The sequence below is a fragment of the Sphingomonas sp. BE123 genome, assembly GCF_031456015.1.
Classification (GTDB): Bacteria; Pseudomonadota; Alphaproteobacteria; order Sphingomonadales; family Sphingomonadaceae; genus Sphingomonas.
This window is the reverse complement of sequence record NZ_JAVDTW010000002.1, coordinates 160,292-177,976: the sequence shown is the minus strand read 5'-3', so window position 1 is coordinate 177,976 and position 17,685 is coordinate 160,292. Positions and strand designations below refer to the sequence as shown.

The 17,685-nt window shown below is 67.0% G+C and carries 22 protein-coding genes; 15 read left to right on the top strand and 7 right to left on the bottom strand.

Going from position 1 to position 17,685, the window contains the following annotated elements; genetic code table 11:
* Positions 1-37 precede the first annotated feature (37 nt).
* The 12 genes from coxB to J2Y54_RS08985 all read left to right on the top strand — a co-directional run bounded on the left by coxB (position 38) and on the right by J2Y54_RS08985 (position 10,023).
* Entirely contained in the window at positions 38-1,168 is a 1,131-nt protein-coding gene (gene coxB, locus J2Y54_RS09040; RefSeq protein WP_310041260.1) for a cytochrome c oxidase subunit II, read from the top strand.
* 3 nt (positions 1,169-1,171) lie between these two features.
* Entirely contained in the window at positions 1,172-2,851 is a 1,680-nt protein-coding gene (gene ctaD / locus J2Y54_RS09035) for a cytochrome c oxidase subunit I (RefSeq protein ID WP_310038906.1), read from the top strand.
* Positions 2,852-3,051: 200 nt separating this feature from the next.
* Entirely contained in the window at positions 3,052-3,624 is a 573-nt protein-coding gene (locus tag J2Y54_RS09030) for a hypothetical protein (RefSeq protein WP_310038904.1), read from the top strand.
* A 50-nt stretch (positions 3,625-3,674) separates the two neighbouring features.
* Positions 3,675-4,577 (top strand): heme o synthase, encoded by a 903-nt coding sequence (locus J2Y54_RS09025; protein WP_310038903.1) that lies wholly within the window; start codon positions 3,675-3,677, stop codon positions 4,575-4,577.
* Positions 4,574-4,720 carry a hypothetical protein gene (locus tag J2Y54_RS09020; RefSeq protein WP_310038901.1) on the top strand — a complete coding sequence of 49 codons (147 nt, stop codon included), beginning with the start codon at positions 4,574-4,576 and terminating at the stop codon, positions 4,718-4,720. Before J2Y54_RS09025 ends, J2Y54_RS09020 begins: the two co-directional genes overlap by 4 nt.
* Entirely contained in the window at positions 4,720-5,283 is a 564-nt protein-coding gene (locus J2Y54_RS09015) for a cytochrome c oxidase assembly protein (protein ID WP_310038900.1), read from the top strand. Before J2Y54_RS09020 ends, J2Y54_RS09015 begins: the two co-directional genes overlap by 1 nt.
* A gap of 41 nt (positions 5,284-5,324) precedes the next feature.
* On the top strand, positions 5,325-6,230 hold the full coding sequence (locus J2Y54_RS09010; protein WP_310038898.1) for a cytochrome c oxidase subunit 3: 906 nt from the start codon (positions 5,325-5,327) through the stop codon (positions 6,228-6,230).
* 2 nt (positions 6,231-6,232) lie between these two features.
* Positions 6,233-6,607, top strand: a complete 375-nt coding sequence (locus J2Y54_RS09005) for a DUF983 domain-containing protein (RefSeq protein ID WP_310038896.1) — start codon at positions 6,233-6,235, stop codon at positions 6,605-6,607.
* Between the two features lie 47 nt (positions 6,608-6,654).
* On the top strand, positions 6,655-7,248 hold the full coding sequence (locus tag J2Y54_RS09000) for an SURF1 family protein (RefSeq protein WP_310041259.1): 594 nt from the start codon (positions 6,655-6,657) through the stop codon (positions 7,246-7,248).
* A 43-nt stretch (positions 7,249-7,291) separates the two neighbouring features.
* Positions 7,292-8,692, top strand: coding sequence for a threonine synthase (gene thrC, locus J2Y54_RS08995; protein WP_310038895.1), 1,401 nt, complete (start codon positions 7,292-7,294; stop codon positions 8,690-8,692).
* A gap of 162 nt (positions 8,693-8,854) precedes the next feature.
* Positions 8,855-9,727: a class I SAM-dependent methyltransferase gene (locus J2Y54_RS08990; RefSeq protein WP_310038893.1), complete on the top strand. Its 873-nt coding sequence runs from the start codon at positions 8,855-8,857 to the stop codon at positions 9,725-9,727.
* Positions 9,712-10,023 (top strand): hypothetical protein, encoded by a 312-nt coding sequence (locus J2Y54_RS08985; RefSeq protein ID WP_310038890.1) that lies wholly within the window; start codon positions 9,712-9,714, stop codon positions 10,021-10,023. The genes J2Y54_RS08990 and J2Y54_RS08985 overlap by 16 nt, the downstream gene beginning before the upstream one ends.
* Here the strand turns inward: J2Y54_RS08985 and J2Y54_RS08980 are convergent.
* The 3 genes from J2Y54_RS08980 to J2Y54_RS08970 are packed head-to-tail and all read right to left on the bottom strand — an operon-like array spanning position 10,020 to position 11,652.
* Positions 10,020-10,664, bottom strand: a complete 645-nt coding sequence (locus J2Y54_RS08980; protein ID WP_310038889.1) for a heme exporter protein CcmB — start codon at positions 10,662-10,664, stop codon at positions 10,020-10,022. The two genes, J2Y54_RS08985 and J2Y54_RS08980, sit on opposite strands and share 4 nt — an antisense overlap.
* Positions 10,661-11,245, bottom strand: coding sequence for a heme ABC exporter ATP-binding protein CcmA (gene ccmA / locus J2Y54_RS08975; RefSeq protein WP_310038887.1), 585 nt, complete (start codon positions 11,243-11,245; stop codon positions 10,661-10,663). Before ccmA ends, J2Y54_RS08980 begins: the two co-directional genes overlap by 4 nt.
* The gene (locus tag J2Y54_RS08970) at positions 11,242-11,652 is read right to left on the bottom strand and encodes a metallopeptidase family protein (protein WP_310038884.1); all 411 of its coding nucleotides are present in this window, start codon (positions 11,650-11,652) and stop codon (positions 11,242-11,244) included. The genes ccmA and J2Y54_RS08970 overlap by 4 nt, the downstream gene beginning before the upstream one ends.
* Before the next feature lie 38 nt (positions 11,653-11,690).
* Between J2Y54_RS08970 and J2Y54_RS08965 the strand changes: the two genes are divergently transcribed.
* Positions 11,691-11,981, top strand: a complete 291-nt coding sequence (locus J2Y54_RS08965; RefSeq protein ID WP_310038881.1) for a 4a-hydroxytetrahydrobiopterin dehydratase — start codon at positions 11,691-11,693, stop codon at positions 11,979-11,981.
* On the opposite strand, the gene J2Y54_RS08960 is transcribed toward J2Y54_RS08965, so the two are convergent.
* Positions 11,978-13,504, bottom strand: coding sequence for an ABC transporter permease/substrate-binding protein (locus J2Y54_RS08960; protein WP_310038880.1), 1,527 nt, complete (start codon positions 13,502-13,504; stop codon positions 11,978-11,980). The two genes, J2Y54_RS08965 and J2Y54_RS08960, sit on opposite strands and share 4 nt — an antisense overlap.
* Entirely contained in the window at positions 13,501-14,268 is a 768-nt protein-coding gene (locus tag J2Y54_RS08955) for an ATP-binding cassette domain-containing protein (RefSeq protein ID WP_310038878.1), read from the bottom strand. The genes J2Y54_RS08960 and J2Y54_RS08955 overlap by 4 nt, the downstream gene beginning before the upstream one ends.
* Positions 14,269-14,322: 54 nt before the next feature.
* Here J2Y54_RS08955 and J2Y54_RS08950 point away from each other — a divergent pair, with 54 nt between their 5' ends.
* Together J2Y54_RS08950 and J2Y54_RS08945 are read left to right on the top strand one after the other, a co-directional pair.
* Positions 14,323-15,096, top strand: a complete 774-nt coding sequence (locus J2Y54_RS08950; RefSeq protein ID WP_310038877.1) for an SDR family oxidoreductase — start codon at positions 14,323-14,325, stop codon at positions 15,094-15,096.
* Positions 15,093-15,674: a hypothetical protein gene (locus J2Y54_RS08945; RefSeq protein WP_310038876.1), complete on the top strand. Its 582-nt coding sequence runs from the start codon at positions 15,093-15,095 to the stop codon at positions 15,672-15,674. Before J2Y54_RS08950 ends, J2Y54_RS08945 begins: the two co-directional genes overlap by 4 nt.
* On the opposite strand, the gene J2Y54_RS08940 is transcribed toward J2Y54_RS08945, so the two are convergent.
* Both J2Y54_RS08940 and J2Y54_RS08935 read right to left on the bottom strand, forming a co-directional pair.
* Positions 15,671-16,321, bottom strand: coding sequence for a class I SAM-dependent methyltransferase (locus J2Y54_RS08940; RefSeq protein ID WP_310038875.1), 651 nt, complete (start codon positions 16,319-16,321; stop codon positions 15,671-15,673). The two genes, J2Y54_RS08945 and J2Y54_RS08940, sit on opposite strands and share 4 nt — an antisense overlap.
* Positions 16,318-17,553: a DUF3419 family protein gene (locus J2Y54_RS08935; RefSeq protein ID WP_310038873.1), complete on the bottom strand. Its 1,236-nt coding sequence runs from the start codon at positions 17,551-17,553 to the stop codon at positions 16,318-16,320. Before J2Y54_RS08935 ends, J2Y54_RS08940 begins: the two co-directional genes overlap by 4 nt.
* Between the last annotated feature and the right edge of the window lie 132 nt (positions 17,554-17,685).

Here is a 17,685-nt window from a genome sequence, read left to right as displayed (position 1 = left end):
CGGACAGGGGCAAGAAGGACAGGGGTTGATTGTGACGATGCGCATGCATGGATTGAAGGCGATTGCGCTGGCCGCGAGCCTCGCGCTCGCCGGGGGGATTGCCCAGGCTCAGACCGAACCCGCGGCGCCCGCTCCGGCGGTTGCGGCGGCGCCCGCAGACGCGGCGGCTCCCGCTGCTGCTGCGGAACCGGCCAAGGTGGCCGACCCGACGCTGAACGCCGACGGCACCCACAAGACCGCGCCGGTGGCCGGGATCGGCATGCCGACCGACCGCAAGATGGGCATCCAGCCGCAGGTGACGACGCTGGGCGCCAGTGCGGCCAGCTTCCACAACAACATCCTGCTGCCGATCATCACCGCGATCTCGATCTTCGTGCTCGCGCTGCTGATCTGGGCGATGATCCGCTACCGCCGCAAGGCGAACCCGGTGCCGTCGAAGACCAGCCACAACACGCTGATCGAAGTGATCTGGACCGCGGTTCCGGTGCTGATCCTCGCCTTCATCGCCTGGCCCTCGATCGCGCTGCTCGCCAAGCAGTTCAAGCCCGCGCCCGACAATGCCGTGACGATCAAGGCGATCGGCAACCAGTGGTACTGGTCGTACGAATATCCCGATCATGGCGGCATTTCGATCACCGCCAACATGCTCAAGGAAAAGAGCGAAGTTCAGCCGGGCCAGCGCTTCCGCACCGATGCCGATGGTCCGCGCCTGCTCGCGGTCGACAACCGCATCGTCGTGCCGGTCGGTACCCCGATCCGCCTGATCGCGACCGCCAATGACGTGATCCACAGCTGGGCGATCCCGGCGTTCTGGATCAAGATCGACGCCATCCCCGGTCGCCTCAACGAAACCAGCTTCACCGTCGACAAGCCGGGCGTCTATTTCGGCCAGTGCAGCGAACTGTGCGGTGCGCGTCACGCCTATATGCCGATCGCGGTCGAGGCGGTCGAGCCGGCCGTGTTCGAACGCTGGGTCGCGGCCAAGGGCGGTACGATGCCGTCGGCGGCCAAGCCCTCGGCAGCCGCGCCGGCCCAGCCGGGCAGCGATGCCGCCGACGCCACGACGACTCCGGCCAGCGGCATCGTTCCGGCCGGCAACGACACTGTCGACGCCACCGCTGCGGGCGCCACCACCAATCAAGCCGCCACCGGCAACACGGATCAGTAAGCCATGACCGACGTAGCTCGCGACCCCAGCGCCTTTGTGGCGCATGATGACCATCACGACGCGCATGCGGACCATGTTCCGGGCTTTTTCGCCCGCTGGTTCCTGTCGACCAACCACAAGGACATCGGCACGCTGTACCTGATCTTCGCCATCCTGGCGGGGGTCATCGGCGGCGCCATCTCGGGCATCATGCGCCTCGAGCTGGCCGAGCCGGGCATCCAGCACCTTGGCTATATCGCCGAATGGATTCACGGCGGGCCCAAGACGTTCGACGAATCGCTCCACTTCTGGAACGTGCTGATCACCGCGCACGGCCTGATCATGGTGTTCTTCATGGTCATGCCGGCGATGATCGGCGGCTTCGGCAACTGGTTCGTCCCGATCATGATCGGTGCGCCGGACATGGCGTTCCCGCGCATGAACAACCTGTCCTTCTGGCTGCTCGTCCCGGCGTTCGTGCTGCTGCTCGCATCGCCCTTCTTCGGCGGCGGCGCGGGCGTGGGCTGGACGGTCTATGCCCCGCTCTCGACCTATGGCGAGCCGGGGCCGGCGGTCGACATGGCGATCCTGTCGCTGCACATCGCCGGCGCCAGCTCGATCCTCGGCGCGATCAACTTCATCACCACCATCTTCAACATGCGCGCGCCGGGCATGACCCTGCACAAAATGCCGCTGTTCGTATGGTCGGTGCTGATCACCGCCTTCCTGCTGCTGCTCGCGCTCCCGGTGCTCGCCGCCGCGATCACGATGCTGCTGACCGACCGTAACTTCGGCACCACCTTCTACGATCCCGCCGGCGGTGGCGATCCGGTGCTGTACCAGCATCTGTTCTGGTTCTTCGGTCACCCCGAAGTATACATCATGATCCTGCCGGGCTTCGGCATCATCAGCCACATCGTCGCCACTTTCAGCCGCAAGCCGGTGTTCGGCTATCTCGGCATGGCCTATGCCATGGTCGCGATCGGCGTGGTCGGCTTCGTCGTGTGGGCGCACCACATGTTCACGACCGGCATGAGCGTGAACGTGAAGATGTACTTCACCGCCGCGACGATGATCATCGCGGTGCCGACCGGCATCAAGATCTTCTCGTGGATCGCGACGATGTGGGGCGGATCGATGAGCTTCAAGACCCCGATGGTCTGGGCGATCGGCTTCATCTTCCTGTTCACCGTGGGCGGCGTCACCGGCGTCGTGCTCGCCAACGGCGGCGTCGACGACTACATGCACGACACCTATTATGTCGTCGCGCACTTCCACTATGTACTCTCGCTCGGTGCCGTGTTCGCGCTGTTCGCGGGCTTCTACTACTGGTTCCCGAAGATGTTCGGGAAGATGTACAGCGAGTTCCTCGGCCAGCTGCACTTCTGGGTGTTCTTCGTCGGCGTGAACGTGCTGTTCTTCCCGCAGCACTTCCTGGGCCTCCAGGGCATGCCGCGCCGCTATCCGGACTATCCGGACGCCTATGCCTATTGGAACGAGATCTCCAGCTGGGGCTATGCGATCATGCTGGCGGGTATGGTGATCTTCTTCATCAACCTGTTCTGGTCGCTCGCTGCGGGCAAGAAGGCGCCCGACAATCCCTGGGGCGAAGGTGCAACGACGCTGGAATGGACCCTGTCCAGCCCGCCGCCGTTCCACCAGTTCGAAACCCTGCCGGTGATTGCCGACGACAAGCATCACTGAGGTCGGCAACGGCCGAAACACGAAACGCCCCGGGGGAAACCCCGGGGCGTTTTGGTTGGTGAGCTTGCCCCGTCGACGGATCAAAATAGGATGCGCGTGTGACTCAGGCACTTCCATCTGGATTCGAGCGCCGTTCGATCGCGTCCGATCCTACACTAAGTTCGTTCGCCGCGACGTTTCGGTTTGAAGCGTGGAATGGGATGGATTTGGCGCAGGCATGGGACGAGCTGGACTTATCGTCTCGGCTGCTGGAGCCCTATCGGCTTCTGGCAATCCCCTATTTCGAATGGAGTTTCGAGACGGAGGAACTAGCCGCGCTGTTTGGGGTGTTAACACGCACCGGATCAATGGCCGGATGGGCAATTCCCCTTTATCGCCGCGATGCGGCTGACGATGGGTGTCTGCGGCACTTGCTGGACCGTGAATCGGCGGATTGGCTCGCGCAGAAACATCTCCCTTTTGAACCTACGATCCTGCTCGATGATCGGTTCAAGTTCGCGCTCCTGACTTGGCATACAGACGAAGCCTATCTGTGCCTGACCCCCGACCTGTTCGGGCTGTATCTCGGTGAGAATCCGACGAACTACGATCTCTACGGCGATGGCTCTGCCGCAAGCGATTTCGAGCAGGCACTGGATCAGGCATTCGGGCGCTTGGATCGCTGGCGAATCGCGGAGGATGAGTCGCGCCTGAGCCGGGGTGCTCGCCCACTGACCGCCTTGTCGCAGCGCATTAACCGCCTTCGCAACCAGCGATCGGACACTTTCAATTAGCGCGACCAACCCTTCCCCCGCGCCCCAACCGCGCCTATAGCGCCGTGCAAATGTCCGTCGCCAACCACGCCCTGACCATCCCCGCCGACTGGCGCGATTTCCTTGCGCTGACCAAGCCGCGCGTGATGAGCCTGGTCGTGTTCACGGGTCTGTGCGGCATGCTCGCCGCGCCCGTTTCGATCCATCCGGTGATCGGGTTCACCGCGATCCTGTGCATCGCGCTGGGTGCGGGCGCCTCGGGCGCGCTCAATCAATGGTATGAGGCCGACCTCGACGCCAAGATGAAGCGGACGCAGAGCCGCCCGCTGCCTGCAGGCCGGATGGACCGCCAGTCGGCGCTGCATTTCGGGGTCGGCGTCGCCGCGCTGTCGGTGATTCTGATGGGGCTCGCGGTCAATTATGTCGCCGCCGGCATCCTGCTCGTGTCGATCCTGTTCTACGTGCTGGTCTATACCGTGTGGCTCAAGCGGCGCACGCCGCAGAATATTGTGATCGGCGGCGCAGCCGGGGCGTTCCCGCCGCTGATCGGCTGGGCCGCGGCGACCGGCGAAGTCGCGCTGTTGCCGGTGCTGCTGTTCAGCCTCGTCTTCCTGTGGACCCCGCCGCATTTCTGGGCGCTCGCGCTGTTCGTGAAGACCGATTACGCCAATGCTGGCGTGCCCATGCTGCCGGTCGTCGCGGGGGAGCGTGCGACGCGGGTCCAGATCGGCCTCTACACCATCCCGATGGCCGCGGCCGCTGTCGCGCCGTGGCCGCTCGGCCTGACCGGCAGCCTGTACGGGGCCGTGTCGATCGCCACGACGGCGCTGTTCGGCCTGCTCGCGCTGCACGTCGCGACTCGCATGGCGGACGACGGCGATTCGATGAAACCCGAAAAGCGCCTGTTCGCCTACTCAATCTCCTATCTGTTCATATTGTTCGGCGCCGTCGCTGCCGATAGGATGATGGCATGACCCCCGACGAACAGGATCTGATCCGCGCCCGCCAGAAGTCGCGCGCCCGTGTGCTCGCGCTGATTCTTCTTGCCTTCGTCGTCCTGGTCTTCGCGATCAGCATCGTGAAGATCCAGGCCGGCATGCCGCTGAGGGCGCAGTGATGGGGAACGCGATCGCCGCCGCGCTGCCGCAGGATCGCAAGCTGCGCACCGCCCTGCTCGCCGTGCTGGGCGTGATTGCCATGACCGGCCTCGCCTTTGCCAGCGTGCCGCTCTACCGCCTGTTCTGTCAGGTTACCGGATTTGGCGGCACCACGATGCGCGCCGATGCCGCGCCGGGTGCGGTCGGCGGGAAGGTGACCGTTGCGTTCGACAGCAATGTCAGCCCCGCGCTGACCTGGCGCTTCAAGCCGGAAGTGGCGTCGGACAGCATCGCGATCGGTGCGCGCGACATGGCGTTCTACACCGCGACCAACACCGGCACCGTGCCGATCACCGGCACCGCGACCTACAATGTCACGCCCGAGGCGGCGGGCAAGTATTTCAGCAAGATCCAGTGCTTCTGCTTCACCGAACAGACGCTTCAGCCGGGCGAGACGGTGCGCATGCCGGTGATCTATTTCGTCGATCCGAAGATCCTGACCGATCCGGATACGAAGGATATTGAGAAGATCACGCTCTCCTACACATTTTACCCGGTGGATTCCGCCAAGCCCAAGGGCTAGGGAAGCCGACGAACAACGCCAGAAACGAACAGGGACGGACGATGGCAGGCGCCAAGAACCACGACTATCACATTCTCCCGCCCAGCCCGTGGCCGATGCTGAGCTCGCTCGCCACCCTGTGGCTTGCGGCCGGCGGCCTCATGTACATGAAGGAGCACTCGGCGGGCTTCTGGGTGATGATGTCGGGCCTCGCCGCCGTGCTGTTCTGCATGGCGTCGTGGTGGGTCGACGTGGTCAAGGAAGCCAATCGCGGCGATCATACCCCGGTCGTCCAGCTGCACCTGCGCTATGGCATGATCCTGTTCATCGCGTCGGAAGTGATGTTCTTCGTCGGCTGGTTCTGGGCATGGTTCAACTATGCGCTGTTCCCCGCGGCAATTGCGGTCAGTGGTGAGAATGCCAGCGTCGTCGAAGTGGCGCAGGGCATCGCCGCGCAATTCCCGCCGGTCGGCATGGAAGTGCTCGACGCGTTCCAGCTGCCGCTGCTCAACACCTTCATCCTGCTGCTGTCGGGTACGACCATCACCTGGGCGCACCACGGCCTGATCCACAATCAGCGTGGCGGCGCGATGCGCGGCCTGTGGGGCGCGATCGGCGTGGGCGAGAATGACGTGGTCAAGAAGGGCCTGTGGCTGACGATCATCCTCGGCCTGATCTTCTCGGCGGTGCAGGCCTATGAATATGCGCATGCGCCGTTCGTGTTCGGCAAGACCAACTATTCCTCGGCCTTCTACATGGCGACCGGGTTCCACGGCTTCCACGTGGTCGTCGGCACGATCTTCCTGATGGTCTGCCTGCTGCGCACCTATCAGGGCGATTTCACCCCGCGCCAGCATTTCGGCTTCGAAGCGGCGGCCTGGTACTGGCACTTTGTCGACGTGGTGTGGCTGTTCCTCTTCGTCACCGTCTATGTGTGGGGCGGCTGGGGCGCGCCGGTCCACGGCTGACCATGGACCACAATGCTCCTCCGGTGACGGAGTCGGCATTCAAGGGGGCGTGTCCGCAATGCGGCGCGCCCTCTCTGTTTGCGGGCTGGGTCAAGTTCGCCGATCGCTGCCCCAGATGCGGGCTGGATTATGCCGCGTTCAATGTCGGCGACGGTCCGGCGGCGTTTCTGACGCTGATCGTCGGGACGATCATCGTCGTTCTGTCGGTGTGGCTCGAGCTTGCAGCCGAGCCGCCGCTGTGGCTCCACCTGCTGATCTGGCCGCCGGTCACGCTGCTATTGGTGATCTTCAGCCTGCGCTGGGCCAAGGGCGCGCTGCTCGCGCTCGAATATCGCAACGCCGCGCGTGAAGGGCGCTTGAAGGATCCCGAGGCGTGAAGCTCCCGCTGTTTCCCACGCTCCTGGTCGGCCTCGCCGTCGCGGCGATGATCGGCCTCGGCATCTGGCAGCTCGACCGGCGCGGGGAAAAGGCGGTGCAGCTCACCCGCCTGTCCGCCAATCGCGCCTTGCCCGTCATGACCTTTCCCAGCCCGCCGGTCGGCGACGAATATCTGTTCCGTCGCGCCGGGCTGATGTGCCTCGAAGTTGCCGGCTGGAGCGAACAGGCGGGTCGCGACGCCAGCGGCACAAGCGGCTGGCGCCACCTCGCCGACTGCCGGATCGGGGCAGAGGGCATGTCGGTCAAGGTCGACATGGGCGTCAGCAGCGCGCCCGGCGTGAAGCCGGCATGGAAGGGCGGCCCGGTCACCGGCATCATCACCCACGCCCCCGATTCGACGCCGCTCCTCGCATCGTTGTTCGGCAAGCGCCCGCCGCGCAACCTGATGCTCGTCGCCGACACACCCGCACCCGGCCTGTCCGCCAGCGCCCCGCCCGACCCGTCGAGCGTACCCAACAACCACCTGGCCTATGCGGTGCAGTGGTTCCTGTTCGCGGGCATCGCGGTGGTGATCTACCTGCTCGCGCTGCGTCTGCGCGCCCGTCGCGCCGCATCGCCACCCGCGCCCCCGCAAAGCTAGTCTTTCTTGCCGCCCGGCGGCGCGGGGGCTAGTCCCCGCTGTCATGCGCTACCAGAGCACGCGCGGCACCGCGCCCGAACTCGATTTCCGTGAAGTCACCCTTGCCGGGCTGGCCAGTGATGGCGGCCTCTATGTCCCGGTCGAATGGCCGCGCTTCACGCCCGACCAGATCGCCGACATGGCGGGCCTGTCGTACGTCGAGACCGCGGTGCGCGTCATGGCCCCGTTCGTCGCGGGCAGCCTGACGGAAGCGGAACTGCGCGACCTGTGCACCCGCGCCTATGGCCGGTTCAGCCACGACGCGGTGACCCCGCTGGTTCAGCTCGACCACCGCCATTTCCTGCTCGAACTGTTCCACGGCCCGACGCTGGCGTTCAAGGATGTGGCGCTCCAGCTGCTCGGATTGCTGTTCGAGAAGTTCCTGACCGGCACCGACCGCCACCTCACCATCGTCGGCGCGACCAGCGGCGACACCGGCTCCGCCGCGATCGACGCGGTGGCGGGGCGTGCGGGGATCGACATCTTCATGCTCCACCCCCGGGGGCGGGTGAGCGACGTCCAGCGTCGCCAGATGACCACCGTTCTCGCGCCCAACGTCCATAACATCGCGATCGAGGGCAGCTTCGACGACGCCCAGGCGATGGTGAAGGCGATGTTCAACGACGCGGACTTTTCGGGCCGCTTCCACGTCACCGCGGTCAATTCGATCAACTGGGCGCGGCTGATGGCGCAGGTGGTCTATTACTTCTACGCCGCAGTCCGCCTGGGCGCGCCGACCCGCGAAGTCGCGTTCAGCGTCCCCACCGGCAATTTCGGCGATGTGTTCGCCGGCTATGTCGCGGCCAAGATGGGCCTTCCGGTCGCGAAGCTGATCGTCGCGACCAACGTCAACGACATCCTCCACCGCGCATTGTCGAGCGGCGACTATTCCGCCGGCACCGTCACCCCCACCGCCGCGCCGAGCATGGACATCCAGGTCAGCTCGAACTTCGAACGCCTGTTGTTCGACCTTGCCGGACGTGACGGCCCCGCGCTCGCGGCGCAAATGGCGGGCTTCGAATCGAGCAAGGCGATGCGCCTGACCAACGCGCAGCAGCAGGGCGCGGCGTCGCTGTTCGCCAGCGATCGGATCGAGGCGGACGACATGTCGCGCGCCATGGCCTGGGCCCACGCCCGCGCTGATGAGATACTCGATCCCCACACCGCCATCGGCCTCGCCGCCGCGCAGCGGATCGCGCTCCCCCCGCACGTGCCGATCGTCACCCTCGCGACGGCGCACCCGGCCAAGTTCGATACTGCGGTCGAACGCGCCACCGGCATCCGCCCGACCCTGCCCGCCCGCGTCGGCGACCTGTTCGACCGCGAGGAACGCTACGACGTCCTCCCGGCCACGTTCGAGGCGATCACCGGCTATGTCGCGGAGCGCGGGACACCCAAATCCTGACCACATCCTCCCCCTGCAGGGGGAGGTGGCAGCGCGCAGCGCTGACGGAGGGGTGTCACCAGAAGAGAGGTCGCGCGCCCTCGTAACCCGGGACACCCCTCCACCACCGCTTCGCGGCGGTCCCCCTCCCCTTACAGGGGAGGATTGGTTATGGGGCACCCCATGAACCTCATCACCCTCACCGGCGAGCCCTGGGCCGATTACGGCCTCGTCGACTCCGGCCATGGCCGCAAGCTCGAACGCTATGGCGACTATCGCTTCATCCGCCCCGAGCCGCAGGCGATGTGGGCACCCGCGTCGCCCGACTGGGACGCGCATGGCGAATTCATGCCCGCGCCGGATGACGAGGGCGGCGGCCGCTGGGTGTTCACCAAGCCGGTCCCGCGCGAAGGCTGGCCGCTTGCCTGGAACGAGGCGAAGTTCACCGCGCAGACCACGCCCTTCCGCCATCTCGGCTTCTTCCCCGACATGGCGCCGGTGTGGAGCTGGATGCGCGAGCAGACCGCCGGGGTCGATGCACCCGAGGTCATGAACCTGTTCGGCTATACCGGCGTCGGCACGCTGGCGATGGCGGCAACGGGCGCCAAACTCGTCCATGTCGATGCGTCGAAGAAATCGGTCGAGGCGGCCAAGGGCAATGCCGCGCTGTCAAACATGACCGACAAGCCCGTCCGCTGGATCATCGACGACGCCGCCAAGTTCGTCGCGCGCGAGGTGCGTCGCGGCCGCCGCTACGACGGCATCCTGCTCGACCCGCCCAAATATGGCCGCGGCCCGACCGGCGAAGTGTGGCAACTCGAACGCGACCTCCCCGGCCTGATCGCCGATTGCCGCCAGCTGCTCGACGCCGACTCGCGCTTCCTGTTCCTCACCGTCTACGCGATCCGCATGTCGGCGCTGGCGATCGGCGAATTGCTCAACCAGCATTTTGCCGATCTGGGCGGCAAGGTCGAATGCGGCGAACTCGGAGTGCGCGAAGAGGCGCGGGGGCTCGTGCTGCCGACGGCGATCTTTGCGCGGTGGAGTCGGTCTTGAGCGCCTTATTCGCATTTTTTGCTACCGCTGTCGCCGATCACGTTGACGGCCGCCGTCCCGGCGCGCGGCACGCCATGCTCGTCTTTGTCGATGCACCCGATTTCGAAGCTGGCCAACGGAAAGCTGGCGGCGTCATGATCGGTGCGGGCTGGATGCTCGCGCGCCTCGAAAAGGGAAAGGAACTGAATTCGGCTGACCCGCAATCGGACCCTGTGCTTGCGGAGGCACAGGCGCATGCCCTTGAAACGGGAAGCGCGATTGTCGTCTATGCGGACGAACTTCCTCCCGACGCCTAGCCCCGCCCCATCCGCATCGCCGCGCCCGCCACGAACGGACACCCGGCCACCAGCAGCAAGCTCACCGCGCCCAGCAGCTTCACCGCGCTCGGATCATTCCCCATCGCGCCAGCGCCAAAGATCAGCAGCGGCACCGCGAAGGGGAGCATCACCAGCCCCGCCACCGCGCCCGCGCCGCGCAGTCCTGCCGTCAGCGCCGCAGTCGCGACGCCCAAAGCCGCCAGCCCCGGCGTGCCGATCAGCAAACTCAGCCCCGCCGCCAGCGCCTGTTCCAGCGAGAGGCCCAGCAGCCCGCTCGCCACCGCGCACGCCAGCAGCAGGGCAGGTGCAAAGCCCAGCCAATGCCCGACGATCTTCGCCGCCGCGACGCTCGCGTCGTTCCAGCCGCGCACCGCCAGTTGATCCAGCACTCCGCTCTCCAGATCAGGCGCGACTAGTCGCTCGACCGGCAGCAGCGCGGCGAGCAACGCCGCCGCCCAGATCACCCCGCCGCCGATCCGCGCCAGCAATTTCGGCTCCGGCCCTACCGCAAACGGAAACAACACGGCCACCAGCAGGAAGAACGCGATCGGCAGCGTCAGCCCGCCAGCAGCCCATGCCCGGCGCAGCTCACGCGCCACCAGCGCACCGAACCCGCTCACGCGCGACCCCCGATCACGATCTCGCCCGCGCCCTGCATCCGGATCGGCAAATGCGTCGCCACCACCGCGATCCCGCCTGCCGCACGGTGCGCCGCGATCAGCCCGCCCAGCACGCCGATCGCGCCATGGTCCAGCCCATTGGCGGGCTCGTCGAGCAGCCAGATCGGCGCCTCGCTCGCGACCACCCGCGCAATCCCGACGCGCTTGCGCTGCCCGGTCGACAGCATCCGCACCGGCACCGGATAGAGATGCAGCAACCCGACCGCCTCCAGCGCATCCGCCACCGCATCACGCCGCCCATCCAGCCCGGCCCAGAAGCGCAGCGCTTCCCCCACCGGCAATTCCGGGTCCAGCCCCGCCGCCTCGGCCAGCAAGGCGCGCTCGCCGGTCACCGAAACCCGCCCCGCGCTCGCCCGCAACAGCCCCGCAACGATCCGGATCAGGCTCGACTTGCCCGCGCCATTCGGCCCGGTCACCAGCACCCCGCCACCCGGCTCCAGGTTCAGATCGAGCCCTTTGAACAGCATCCGCCCGCCGCGCGCGCACGCCACGCCCTCCAGCCGGATTGCAGCGTCACTCACGCGACGCTGTCTTCCAGCGCGTGCATGGCGTCATCCGAAAGCCCGAAATGATGCCCCACCTCATGCACCACGACATGCGTGACCAACGCCTCCAGGCTCACCCCGGTCTCGACCCATTCGGCGAGCAGGGGAACGCGATAGAGGTGGATCGTGTCGGGCTGCGGAATCTCGCCGGGCGCGAACCCTTCCTTCTCGCCCACCGGCCGCCCCGAATAGAGGCCGGTCAGCTCGAACGGATCCTCCATCCCCATCTCGCGCAGCGTGTCGTCATCGGCAAAATCTTCGACGATCAGCACGATGTCGGGCAAATGGCTCGCAAAGGGCTCGGGAATCCGCGCCAGCGCCGCGCGCGCGAGCGCTTCCATCTGGTCGGCACTTGGCGCAAAGGTCTCGGTCACAGCGGTCATGGCCCCGGCTATGCCGCACGGAACTGCGGAGGGGAAGAATGGTCGAACAATTGAGCCAGGCGGAACGCGATGACGCGCTCGAAGGGCTGCCGGAATGGGAACATGACGACGCGCGCGACGCGATCACGCGCAGCTTCACCTTCGACGATTTCAGCCAGGCCTTCGCCTTCATGACCCAGGTCGCGCTGCTCGCCGAGAAAGCCGACCACCATCCCGAATGGTCGAACGTGTGGAACCGCGTCGACATCCTGCTCACCACCCACGACGCCGGCGGCCTGTCGGGCCGCGACATCGACATGGCCCGCGCAATCGACGCGCTGGTGGATTAAAGCCCGACCTTCGCCGCCAGCCAGCGCGCCGCCTCCTCCGGCGTGCGCTTGTCCATGTCCCGGTCGACCATCAGATTCGCCTCGCGCATCGCCTCGACCGGGATCTTGCCGATCAGCGGGCGTAGCGCGGCCTGAAAGCGTGCGTCCTGCGCCCGGTCCGGTGCGACCATCAGGATCGCGTCATAACCGGGGATCGCTCCCTTGGGATCGCGCAGGATCGTCAGCTTGTCCGCCGCGATCCGCCCGTCGGAGGAAAAGGCCGGGATCACGTCGGCCCGCCCGCTTGCCAGCGCGCGGTACATGAAGGTCGGCTGGTACGGCCGCGCCGATTTGAAGCGCAGGCCATAGGCATCGCGCACCGCGCGCCATTCGGGCCGCTCCAGAAACTCGACATCGGTGGCGAGGTCGAGCTGCGGTGCCTGCGCCGCCAGATCGGCCAGGGTCACGATCCCGCGCTGCCGCGCATCGTCCCCGCGCATCGCAAAGGCATAGGCGTTTTCGAACCCCAGTGACCCCAGCATCGTCACGCCATGGGTGCGGCCGACCCAGTCGCCGACCCCGGCCACGATCGCGTCGCGCGGTGGCACGTCGCTGCGCTGCATCTGATTGGTCCAGATCGTGCCCGAATAATCGATCGATACATCGATATCGCCAGCGGTCAGCGCCCCGAATGCGACTGCCGAGCCAAGCCCCTCGCGATACTCGACGCGATAGCCCGCTGCCTCGAGCCGCTGGCCGATCAGTCGGGCGAGGATGAACTGCTCCGAGAAGCCCTTGGCTCCGACCACCACGGTCTGGCCGCCAGCGGCCGGGGCGAGTGCCACGGCGGCGGCACAGATCGCGGCGAGCAGCGTCCCCGCACTCATGCGCACCAGCAGCGGCTTGCGCTGGCGCATCCCGCCCTCCGCCACGCTCAGGATCAGGTCGACGCCCAGCGCCAGCGCCGCCGCGCCGATGCACCCGGCCAGCACCAATGCCCAGTTCTGCGTCTGCAGCCCGGCAAAGATCAGGTCGCCCAGACTCGGCTGGCCGACAGTGGTCGACAAGGTCGCTGCCCCGATCGTCCAGGTCGCGGCGGTGCGGATGCCCGCCATCACCACCGGGGCGGCAATCGGCGCCTCGACCAGCCACAATTTCTGCCACGCGGTCATGCCGATCCCGTCGGCCGCTTCGCGCAGCGCCGGATCGAGCGTGGTGAGCGCGGTGACCGCGTTCCGCAACACCGGCAGGATCGCGTACAGCGTCAGCGCCAGCAACGCGGGCAGAAACCCCAGCGCGGGCAGCCCGTCGCCCACCAGCCCGCGCAGCGCCAGCAGCATCGGGTAGAATAGCGCCAGCAGCGCCAGCGACGGAATCGTCTGGATCAGGCTCGCTGCGCCCAGCACGACGCGGCCCAGCCGTGGATGCCGCGCCGCGGCAACTGCCAGCGGCAGGCTGATTGCAATCCCCAGCGCCATCGCCGCCATCGCCAGCAGCACATGGCTCGCCATCAACTCCGGCACGCGGGCAAAGGCGTCGCTCATGCCTTCAGCGCCTCGAGCGCATCGGCCTGGCGCATCGGCACGGCGATCAGCGCCTGAACCTCGGGCCCGCCATTGCCACGCGCGAGCTGCGCCGGGGTCGCATCGGCGACGATCCGTCCGGCCTGCATCACCAGCACCCGATCGGCGAGCAACAGCGCTTCGGCCATGTCATGCGTCACCATCAGCGTCGTCAGCCCGAGCCGGTCGTGCAGCGCGCGCACCGCGCGGCCCAGCTCGTCGCGGGTCACCGGATCGAGCGCGCCAAACGGCTCGTCCATCAACAGGCATCCCGGCTGGGTTGCGAGTGCGCGCGCCACCCCGACACGCTGGCGCTGCCCGCCCGACAGCTGATCGGGCATCCGCCCTGCGACCTCGTTCGGAAGATCGACCAGCGTCAACAGCTCCGCGACGCGTGCTGCCGTGTCGCGGGTGCCGGCGATGCGCAGCCCGATGGCGATATTCTCGGCAATGTTCATGTGGGGAAACAGGCCGACTCCCTGAAACACATAGCCGATTTCGCGGCGCAGCCGGTGCACCGGGCCGTCGCGCACGTCGCGCGCGCCGATTCGCACGATCCCCGCATCCGGCGCGATCAGCCGGTTGATCGTCTTCAGCAGCGTCGACTTGCCCGATCCCGACTGGCCGACCAGCGCGACGAAGCTGCCGGGCGCGACGTCCAGCGTGACGGCGTCCAGCGCGCGCGTCGCGTCGAAGCATTTGGTCACACCCTCAAGGGCGACCGAAGGACCGGTTTGCGCTGGCATCGCCGCGCATGATGGGGAATGATCGCGCCAAGGTCAAAAATTGGGGAGAAGGGTATGCAGGCGATCTTCATCACCGGGGGCGGATCGGGGATCGGGCGTGCGGTCGCGCGCTATTTCGCCGAGCGCGGGTGGCGGATCGGTCTGGCCGATATCAGCGATGCCGGGATGGCGGAAACCGCAGCACTGCTCGGCACCGCGCCGGTCACGTGCCACCGGCTCGACGTGCGCGACCGCGCGGCATGGGATCAGGCGCTGGCGGACTTCACGGCGGCAAGTGGCGGTCGGCTCGACGTCCTGTTCAACAATGCCGGAATCGGCGTCGGCGGGGTGTTCGCCGCCACCCCGGTGGAGGAACTGCAGCGCTGCGTCGACATCAACCTGATGGGCGTGGTGTGGGGCGCCCATGCCGGGCACAAATATCTGAAGGCCAGCGGCGGCTGCCTGCTCAATACCGCGTCGGCCGCGGGCATTTACGGCACGGGCGGGGTCGCAATCTATTCGGCGACCAAGTTCGCGGTGCGCGGCTTTACCGAATCGCTCGACGGCGAATGGGCCGCCGACGGCATTCGCGTCCGCGCCTTGTTGCCCAGCTTCATCGACACCGCGATTCTCGACGGCGTGGCGGTGGGCAGCAATTCGACGATGCGCGAACGGGTCAAGGCGGCGCGGCTGGAATTCACGCCGGTGGAAGAGGCGGCGCGACTCGCCTGGGAAGCCGTGCATGGCGACCAGCTCCACACCCTGGTCGGCAAGACCGCGCGCCGCATGTGGTTCGCATCACGCTTCATGCGCGGCTCGATGCGCAAGCAGGCGCGGGGCGGCAAGTGAGGTCGCTCCTGTTCGCCACCGCCGCGCTCGCGCTGACCGGGTGCGCGGGGCAGGACAGGGCGTCCGATCCGCAGGATCGCTTCATGCAGGCGATCGCAGGACATTGCGGCAAGGCCTATGCCGGCCGCGTCGTCACCACCGACGCGGCCGACGCGGGCTTCGCCAGTCAGACGCTGGTGATGCACGTTGCCGCATGTGAGGCGGATCGCATCCGCATCCCGTTCCATGTCGGCGAGGATCGCTCGCGCACCTGGGTGCTGACCCGCACCGCGCGCGGCGTGCGGCTCAAGCACGACCACCGGCATCAGGATGGCAGCAGCGACGCGCTGACCATGTATGGCGGCGACACCGCCACGCCGGGCACGGCGGAGCGGCAGGACTTTCCGGCCGACGCCGAGTCGATCGCCTTGTTCCGCGCCACGGATCGCGCGGTATCGGTCACCAATGTCTGGGCGGTTGAGGTGACACCGACGCGCTTCGCCTATGAACTGCGCCGCCCCGGCCGCCATTTCCGGGTCGAGTTCGACCTGACCCGGCCGATCGCGACTCCGCCGCTGCCATGGGGTTGGAAGAACTAGGCGCGAATCGTCCCGGCCCAGGCATAGCCACGCAGCAGCGTCTCGAACCCGAACTCGCGTCCCTGCTCGCGGCTGACATGGCGCAGCGCGACCGGCAGCTCGCGCCGCGGCGTGACGTGGAACCGGTCGAGCCAGCCGAACAACATTCGCCGCCACCACTGCGGCATCCGCTCCTGCTGCCCGAAATCGACGATGTGCAGCATGCCGCCCGGCGCCAGCACGCGCGCGCCCTGCGCGATCGCGCCGACCCAGTCGGGGATCATCGACAGCGTATAGCTTGCAAACACCCGGTCGAACGCCGCGACCCCGAACAGGGTTTGCGGGTCGAACGCCGTCGCATCGCCCTGCGCCAGCGTGATCCGGTCCGACAACCCGGCCTTGGCCACCTTGGCGCGCGCCGTCTCCAGCATCGCTTCGGAAATGTCGACGCCATAGAAACGCGCGTTCGGCCAGCGCCGCGCCGCGACGATCAGGTTGCGCGCGGTGCCGCAGCCGACCTCCAGCACCGTGCCGCCCGGCGGCGGCGCGAGCTGTTCGATCAGCCGGTCCCGGCCAAGCAGATAATATTTGCGCGTCGCGTCATAGATGTGCCGCTGCGCCGCATAGACGGCATCCATGCGCGCGGCGTGCCGGGTGTCTGCGGTCATGGTTTCAGGCGATAGAGGTGCACGCCGCCATAAATGGCCGAACGGTCCCGCGCGGTAAAGTCCAGCGATTCCGCCTCGGCATAGTCCCAGCGGTCCAGGATCGCGTCCGGCACGCGTCCGGGCAGCAGCGTCGGCGCGGCGGCAGTGCGGAACAGCACGCGCGCACCCGGCTTGGCGGTCCGCGTGATCGCGGTCCACAGCCGCGTCAGCTGCGCATCGGTCATCCAGTCCTGCGCGTCGAGCAGGATGTAGCGGTCGAGCGACCCGTCGGGCATCGAATCGAGATAGTCGACGAAATTCTGGTGCCGCACCTCGACCCGTTCGGCGCGGTCGCGGACCATTTCGTAGTTGGTTGCGCGCAGATAGGGCGGCAGCGGCGCATCGGCGCCTTCGCCATAGCCCCGCCCGAACGCCTGCCACGCGAAATAATTGTCCGACAGGTCGAAATCGCACGCCAGCTTTTCCAGCCGTCCGCGCAGCACCGCGCCGATCCCGCGCGGATCGTCGCCCGCCAGCGCCTCATATTGCGCAGGCGGAATGCCGAGGCCAAACAGCGACGCCGGCTGGTCGATCAGCCAGCGCACGAATTTCTTGTCGAACACCGGCGCCAGCCGCGTTTCGAAGATCGCGCGCTGTTCCTCGATCGACTTCGCCGCGAGCAGCTCGCGCGGATCGATGCGATACAGCTTGGCCAGCAGATGTGCCGCCCCGATGAACCCGCCGAGCAGGCCGCGCTTGTAGAAGCCCCCGGCAAAGCCCTTGATCCGCCGCCGCCCGGCGAGATCGCGGCCCTCCCAATAGCGCCGCGTCGCATCGTCGAGATGCGGGCGCAGCCATTGCTTATAAGCGGCGACATTCTCCGGCCGGTTAGCCTGCGCGAAAAAGCGGTGGAACGCGGCGTGATCGGGCAGATGCATCGCCGCTGCGCGCTTGAGCTTGTTCAGCGCGATATGCGCGGTGTTGAGGTCGACCGCGGTGATCTTTGCCGGGTTCGCGGTCAGGTACGACAACACGTTGCACCCGCCGCTCGCGATCGTCACGATATGGCAATCGGGCGTGATCGCCAGCGCCTCCATATCGACCTCGGGATCTTCCCAGATCTGGGCATAGACCAGTCCGCGAAAGGCAAAGGTAAAGGCGCGCTCGAGCAAGCCTTCCTTGCTCAGATGCTCATGGCGGTGGACGGCATTGCGGACAGCCTCGTTGCGCGGCTGGCTGGCATTCGAACCCATCTAATCGGCTCCCCGGGGAAATCGGCTTCCCTCGGCGCGCGCATATGGCGGTCGCGTGTCAGCAGCGTGACCGTCAGCGTCACGCAACCGTCATGGATCAGTCGCAGCCTCCAATATCCTCCCCCTGGCGGG

Bases quoted from the DNA above. Each gene is read 5' to 3' on its own strand.
- coxB (WP_310041260.1), top strand. From the start codon at position 38: ATGCGCATGCATGGATTGAAGGCGATTGCGCTGGCCGCGAGCCTCGCG.
- ctaD (WP_310038906.1), top strand. From the start codon at position 1,172: ATGACCGACGTAGCTCGCGACCCCAGCGCCTTTGTGGCGCATGATGAC.
- J2Y54_RS09030 (WP_310038904.1), top strand. From the start codon at position 3,052: ATGGATTTGGCGCAGGCATGGGACGAGCTGGACTTATCGTCTCGGCTG.
- J2Y54_RS09025 (WP_310038903.1), top strand. From the start codon at position 3,675: ATGTCCGTCGCCAACCACGCCCTGACCATCCCCGCCGACTGGCGCGAT.
- J2Y54_RS09020 (WP_310038901.1), top strand. From the start codon at position 4,574: ATGACCCCCGACGAACAGGATCTGATCCGCGCCCGCCAGAAGTCGCGC.
- J2Y54_RS09015 (WP_310038900.1), top strand. From the start codon at position 4,720: ATGGGGAACGCGATCGCCGCCGCGCTGCCGCAGGATCGCAAGCTGCGC.
- J2Y54_RS09010 (WP_310038898.1), top strand. From the start codon at position 5,325: ATGGCAGGCGCCAAGAACCACGACTATCACATTCTCCCGCCCAGCCCG.
- J2Y54_RS09005 (WP_310038896.1), top strand. From the start codon at position 6,233: ATGGACCACAATGCTCCTCCGGTGACGGAGTCGGCATTCAAGGGGGCG.
- J2Y54_RS09000 (WP_310041259.1), top strand. From the start codon at position 6,655: ATGATCGGCCTCGGCATCTGGCAGCTCGACCGGCGCGGGGAAAAGGCG.
- thrC (WP_310038895.1), top strand. From the start codon at position 7,292: ATGCGCTACCAGAGCACGCGCGGCACCGCGCCCGAACTCGATTTCCGT.
- J2Y54_RS08990 (WP_310038893.1), top strand. From the start codon at position 8,855: ATGAACCTCATCACCCTCACCGGCGAGCCCTGGGCCGATTACGGCCTC.
- J2Y54_RS08970 (WP_310038884.1), bottom strand. From the start codon at position 11,652: ATGACCGCTGTGACCGAGACCTTTGCGCCAAGTGCCGACCAGATGGAA.
- J2Y54_RS08965 (WP_310038881.1), top strand. From the start codon at position 11,691: ATGGTCGAACAATTGAGCCAGGCGGAACGCGATGACGCGCTCGAAGGG.
- J2Y54_RS08960 (WP_310038880.1), bottom strand. From the start codon at position 13,504: ATGAGCGACGCCTTTGCCCGCGTGCCGGAGTTGATGGCGAGCCATGTG.
- J2Y54_RS08955 (WP_310038878.1), bottom strand. From the start codon at position 14,268: ATGCCAGCGCAAACCGGTCCTTCGGTCGCCCTTGAGGGTGTGACCAAA.
- J2Y54_RS08950 (WP_310038877.1), top strand. From the start codon at position 14,323: ATGCAGGCGATCTTCATCACCGGGGGCGGATCGGGGATCGGGCGTGCG.
- J2Y54_RS08940 (WP_310038875.1), bottom strand. From the start codon at position 16,321: ATGACCGCAGACACCCGGCACGCCGCGCGCATGGATGCCGTCTATGCG.
- J2Y54_RS08935 (WP_310038873.1), bottom strand. From the start codon at position 17,553: ATGGGTTCGAATGCCAGCCAGCCGCGCAACGAGGCTGTCCGCAATGCC.